The organism is Desulfurobacteriaceae bacterium (assembly GCA_039832905.1).
In the GTDB taxonomy this organism is placed as follows: domain Bacteria; phylum Aquificota; class Aquificia; order Desulfurobacteriales; family Desulfurobacteriaceae; genus Desulfurobacterium.
The window spans coordinates 687-1,801 of sequence record JBDOLX010000063.1; the positions used below are offsets into that span (position 1 = coordinate 687).

The window sequence follows — 1,115 nt, forward strand, 5'->3', positions numbered from 1 at the left end:
AAAGGAGTTTCCAGATTATCCAAAAAGTCCGACATCAATCACCATCTCTTCGCGTATTTCATATCTTTTTACTCATCTCGGGAAGAAAGCAGGCTTAAAACAGCTCTTAATATTTTGGGAGCATCACTAACGATATCTGTAACCGCTGTTATCTTCGAAGCCTTTACCGGACAAAACATAAAGCACTTAAACCTGCATACTATTTCTTTTCATTTATCTCCCATAAGGGCTGTGGGACTTCTTAACAACCCTCTAACCACCTCAGGTGTTCTCTACCTTCTCTTGATCCTGTTCATCACTTTCTACATCAAGACTTTCAAAAAGCACTATTTGTTTTTCTCAATTACAGCCCTTCTAGGAATCATCTTCACACAGAGCCGTTCCTACTGGCTGGCAACTTTATTTTTCTCAACTTCTGTACTGCTGTTGCTACTGATAAAGTCAGAGAACAGGAAGAACTTTTTAGCAGGAACCGTTGCCCTAACCGCTCTTTTTACAGCCAGTATTGCCAGCTTCCCTATTCTAAAAAATAGGCTTGAAAGCATCACGGACACAAAAAACAACTACAGCAACTTGGACAGATTAAGCCTGTGGAAATCTCACCTAAAAGCCTATACAAACGAATACTCTCTTCTTCAGAAAATCGTAGGGGCGGGGACAGAAGAGGCTTCAAAACTTTGCTGGCACTACTTTAAGCGGGATTTCCCCGAAAACTTCCCAACAGGCAAAAACCCTTCTGAATCAAACATAAAAGTCCACTTCCACTCAGGAGAAGCCCACAATATCTACCTCAAATTCCTGACAAAGTACGGAATTCTGGGGTTACTCGGTTACTTGCTGTTTTGGGCTTACATGATATACCTCAACACCTCTGCAAAAGAACTATGGAACTACTCCATAGCCCTGGGATACTTGGGCTTCATGATTGCAGGTATCTTTGAGAACAACTTTACCGATGCAGAAATTCAAATAGCGTTGTGGTACATTACCGGCATAAACTTAGCTCTGCTTCGGCAAGGTAACGAGAAAACACCTCTTCATCAGACAGAAGCCGGTTAACTGAAAAGTCAAACTCCGTCTTCATGGCTAACTTCACTTTGGAAGCTATCTCTTCA

Annotated in this window: 1 protein-coding gene; it reads left to right on the top strand. The window is 41.7% G+C overall.

Annotation, left to right across the window (positions count from 1 at the left end):
• A partial coding sequence (locus tag ABGX27_04440) for an O-antigen ligase family protein (protein MEO2068741.1) occupies nt 1–1,059 on the top strand: 1,059 nt, incomplete at its 5' end.
• Between the last annotated feature and the right edge of the window lie 56 nt (nt 1,060–1,115).